At 60.6% G+C, this 4987-nt stretch carries 1 protein-coding gene; it reads left to right on the top strand.

From position 1 onward, the window contains the following. Positions 1-17 precede the first annotated feature (17 nt). Complete coding sequence (locus tag E8M78_RS15750) at positions 18-4898, top strand: hypothetical protein (protein WP_137135969.1); 4881 nt, start codon at positions 18-20, stop codon at positions 4896-4898. Positions 4899-4987: the final 89 nt, after the last annotated feature.

Here is a 4987-nt window from a genome sequence, read left to right as displayed (position 1 = left end):
CTGGCGCGTCGGAACGTATTGCAGAAACCCTGGACGACCGGACGCTCGCCCTTTCGACCGGCCTCGCTCTTGGCGAGGATCGGTTTGCCCAGGTTCTCGAAGATCACGCCAACAAGGCCGAAGGTCGCATTCTGTCTGCCCATCGGCAAATTGAAGAGAACCTCGGCAATCGTCTTGACCAGATCGGCGGTCTTGTCACTGGCGCGTCGGAACGTATTGCAGAAACCCTGGACGACCGGACGCTCGCCCTTTCGACCGGCCTCGCTCTCGGAGAGGATCGGTTTGCCCAGGCGCTCGAAGATCACGCCAACAATGCCGAAGGTCGCATTCTGTCTGCCCATCAGCGAATTGAAGAGAACCTCGGCAGTCGTCTTGACCAAATCGGCGGTCTTGTCGCTGGCGCGTCGGAACGTATCGCAGAAACCCTGGACGACCGGACGCTCACCCTTTCGACCGGCCTCGCACTCGGGGAAGATCGGCTCGCGCAGGTACTGGATGAGCATGTGGAGACTGCAGAGCGCAGACTGGCGACAGCGCGGGATCGGATTGAAACAGGCCTGGGGCAACAGGTCGAGCAACTGGCAAGCACGGTTTCTGGTGCGAGCGATCGTATCGCAGATGTTCTGGACGATCGTACACTGGCGCTCGGCACCTCCCTTTCGTTGGCCGAGGATCGACTGGGCTCGGTTCTGGATACCCAGTCTGAGCGCATGGCTCGCACCCTGTCGGAGGGTCATCGCCAGCTGGATTCGGATCTGGAACGCCGTGTTGATCAGCTGTCCGGTGTCCTCGGGAACGCCAACGAGCAGATCACCTCTGTCCTGGACGACCGCGCCTCGGCCTTCGCTACTGCACTTTCGACAGGTGAAGAGCGGCTTGGCAACCTTCTCGACAGTAGGACCGAGCGCGTATCGCGTACCCTGGCGGAAGGTCATCAGCAGATTGCAAGTGAACTGAGTCGCCGCGTCGAGGAACTCGGTTCCATCGTCAGTGGCGCGGGTGAACGTATTGGCGAATCGCTGGATGACCGTGCGCTTTCGCTGAGCACAACATTTGCGCTGAATGAAGATCGTCTTTCGATGTTGTTCGAGGAAAAGGCAGCATCGCTGATGTCGACGGCCGAGCAGGCGGACGCCAGAATCGAGCAGAGCTTCTCCTCTCGTGCGGAAGCCATCCGGTCGGCCTACGAGGAAAACCAGCAACGGCTCGATCAAACGCTTGCCAGCCGCCATGACCAGATTGCCCGTACGCTTTACACCGGTGCGGAAGCCATTGATCGTACCGTCGGCACGGCTGCCGAGCGAATCGACAACGCTCTGTCATCCAGCACCTCAAGCATCGAACGCAGCCTCGATACCGGCATCTCACGCGTCACCGACGTGATCGGCAGTGGCCAGGCGCAGATCTCGATGGTTGTCGATTCAGCCGCAGAGAACTTTGCCAAGGCATTCGATACCGGTCATGATCGACTGCGTGACACGCTGCAGAACAGCGAGAGCGCAATTTCCTCTACGTTGGACAATGCGCAAACGCGCCTCAGCGATCTGATGACCGAGCAGTCGATGTCGATCGGCGCTACGGTAGCCACAAGCGTTGGTATGCTCGAAATGTCCTTCGAGAGCCAGGGTGACCAGCTACGCAGCCAGATTGAGGCCGCAGGTTCCAGCCTTGATGAGCGGCTCCGCAATACGGCTGGCACCATCACGCAACGCCTCAGTTCTGCGGCGACGGAGATCGAGACTTCGGCTGAAACCTTGTCGTCGCGCGTGCAGCAAACGGTGAGCGGCGTTGAATCGTCGCTGTCCCAGACAGGCGATCGCATCGAAACAACCTTCGGCGGTGTTGAGCAGCGTATCCGTGGCCATATCGATGACGTGACCGGGCTGGTCGAACTGGCAGGACAGGATCTGTCGCAGCGGCTGGCTGAACGCACGAGTGAGATCGAGCGCGTCAGCACCGAAAGCGTTAATCGTCTAAATGAAACAGTCACAAAAGGCGTTTCCGATTTCGAGCGTATTGCAGGCGATGCGTCGAACCGTCTGGACAGCACCTTTGCGGCAGGCACGTCTCGCGTCGACGAGCGTCTTTCGACGATGGACCGCGCTATCGGCATCGGTCTCGAGAATGTCAGCAAGACCATTGAAGGCCGTGCCGCATCGCTGGCGACAAGCCTGCGCGATGCAATTGGAACGGCTGCCCGCGAATTCGATGCAGAAGCGCTTCAGGCATCCGATGCCTTGACGAAGGCTGGCGCACAGTTTTCTGAGCAGCTTGGCTCGAAGAACGAGGAATTCGCGCGTGCGCTGGAAGAGCGCTCGAACGAAATCGCCGGCCGCATCGGCGAAACACAAAACCGCCTTGCTGGGCAGGCGGCTGCTGTCGCACAGGCGTTCTCCGAGGCCGGCAACTCAATCATGCACAAGGTCGCCGAAGCTGGGTCTCTCGTCGAAAAGCAGGTCGGCACCATTAATGAGTCACTTAATGCTGCTCAGCAGCAGCTCGATCAACGGGGCGAAACCATTCGCGGCAAGCTTAGCCAAACGGTTGCCTCCATTGAGGGCACATTGCAGTCTGTCGATCAGACCCTGGTCAACCGTGGGGCCCAACTGCGTGCCACGCTCAACCAGACCACAGACGATATCAACACTGCAATCGAGGCCGTCGATAAGGCTCTGGAAGCGCGCGGCGAATCGATCCGGGCGAACCTTGATAACCGCACCCGCGACTTGAACTCCATGCTGGCGTCACGCTCAGCAGAGCTCTCGCGTCTCATTGAAGAGCAGGCCCGTCCGCTTGTGAACCAGTATGCAGAAACCGGACGTTCAGCCGCAGAACGTCTTGCTGCCGCTGCGGAAGAAGGCGCAAGCCGCGTCTCCGCAGCTGCGGAAGGCAGCAGCGTGCGGGTTCGTCAGGAAAGCGCCTCGATCGTCGAAGCGATCACGGCACGCACAAACGAGACACTGGCTGCAATCACCGAACGCACCCAGATGGCAGCAGGCACCGTTCGCAACCTCGAAAGCGGTTTGCTGCGGAACGTCGAAGATCTCGTCAGCCGTCTGGAAGCCAGCAACACAGGCATTTCCTCGCTGATCGATCAAGCCGCTCGTGAGATCGGAGTCACGGTCGATCAGGCCTCGGCACGCCTGGCGGCTGCCGATCAGAAACTGGATGCTGCAGCAGCCCGCTTCACCGAAAGCTCCTCCAACGCTGCCGATATGGTGGCCAGCTCCAGCCGTCTGCTCGACAACAACGTCGACCGGCTCACCCACATTTCTGGCCACACACTTGGTCAGGTGGGCAGCATCGTTGGCCGGTTCGACGAATATACGCGTGTGCTCGATCAGGCTTCGGAGCTTCTGTCTGCCGCCCAGTCGAACTTGTCCAGCACCTTGACCGAACGTCAGGATGCCTTGCGCGCCCTCTCCTCCGGCCTTGTTCAGCGCTCGGAAGAGATCGAAGCGAACATGCGCAACATTTCCACTATCGTGGAAGGTGCCCTGCAGCGTGTCGAAGAACGTTCCGCAGAGGTTGGCGGCACTATCCGCCAGAACCTCCAGTCGTCGTTCACAGATATAAGCCGCAATCTCGATGCAGCCCAACGTGAAGCAGCCCAGACGGCAGAGGGCATGCGCAACGTCCTGATGAGTGCCAGCGAACAGGCAACGCAAGCTATCGAAGGTACCCTGTCAGAAGCCGAGAAGCGTTCGCGGCTGCTGGCAGATCGTATGCGCGGTGGAATTGCCGGTTCTCTGGCCGATGTCGAGAAGGTGTTGGCAGACGCGGCGGACAAGTCCGATGCCACTGCTGAACATATGCGTGATAGCCTGCGTCGCTCCGTGGAAGAGGCAGTGCAGCGCTTTGCCGGTGCGACCGACGAAATCCGCCGCGCGTCGTCGGATATTCGCCGCGAGCTTGACGATACGCGCAGTGAACTGAAGCGCGGTGCGTTCGATCTTCCCGAAGAAGCGAAGGAAAGCGCGGCCGCCATGCGCCGTGCGGTCTCCGAGCAGATCAAGGCGCTGCAGGATATTTCAGCGCTGGTTGGACGCTCCAGCCAGTCGCTTGAAGTCTCGCGGCCAACTGCCCCGTCTGCCCGTGTCACGACAACGGCACCCGCCCCTGCACCTGCACCCATGCCCGCTCCACCCCGCGCCCAGGCACCTCGTCCGGAAGCGCAGCCGCAGCAACGTATCGGGGCGCAGCCTCAGCCCCAGCCCCAGCCCCAGGCGGAGCGAATGACACAACCTGCGCCGAGTGCATCTCAACAGCCCACACCGCGTTATGACGACTTCGGCGACGGACTAAGGGGCAGCCTGCCGATGGATCGTCCGGCACCGCAGCAGTCCCCGGTTCAACCTCAGGCCCCATCGGCTTCGGCTCCGCGCCGTCCTGAACCTGCTCCGCAGGCAACACAGACCGGTGGCTGGATCAGCGACCTCTTGCGCGGCGCGTCGCGAGACGATGATGGCCACGAGGAACGCCCGGTCCAGCGTACTCAGGCGCGCCCGGCAGAACCGCCGGTCCGAAATGGCGATAGCCGCAATCCGCGTCACATGGTGGAGTCACTGAATTCCCTCTCCGTCGATATCGCCCGCGCCATCGACCATGATGCATCCGTCGACCTGTGGCGTCGTTACCAGCGCGGCGAAAGGGATGTCTTCACCCGTCGGCTCTACACGCTGAAGGGTCAGCAGACATTCGATGAGATTCAGCGCAAGTATCAGCGCGAACCAGAATTCCGCGTTGCAGTGGACCGCTATATCGCCGACTTCGAAAAGCTTCTTTCCGATGTTGCCCGCACCGACCGTGATCGTACGGTGACGCAGAGCTACCTTACCTCCGATACCGGTAAGGTCTACACAATGCTTGCTCACGCGGCAGGACGCTTCAGCAGCTGATTGCGAAAGAGAACGGACCATAAAGTCATGACCTCCACCAGAGGTGGAGGTTTGAAACGCTGCGCTTGAACCGCTAGAAGCGGTTTTGC

This window comes from Rhizobium sp. FKY42 (genome assembly GCF_005222835.1).
Lineage (GTDB): Bacteria > Pseudomonadota > Alphaproteobacteria > Rhizobiales > Rhizobiaceae > Neorhizobium.
Note: the sequence above shows the minus strand (reverse complement) of the source record. Positions and strands in the feature narration are given on the sequence as shown.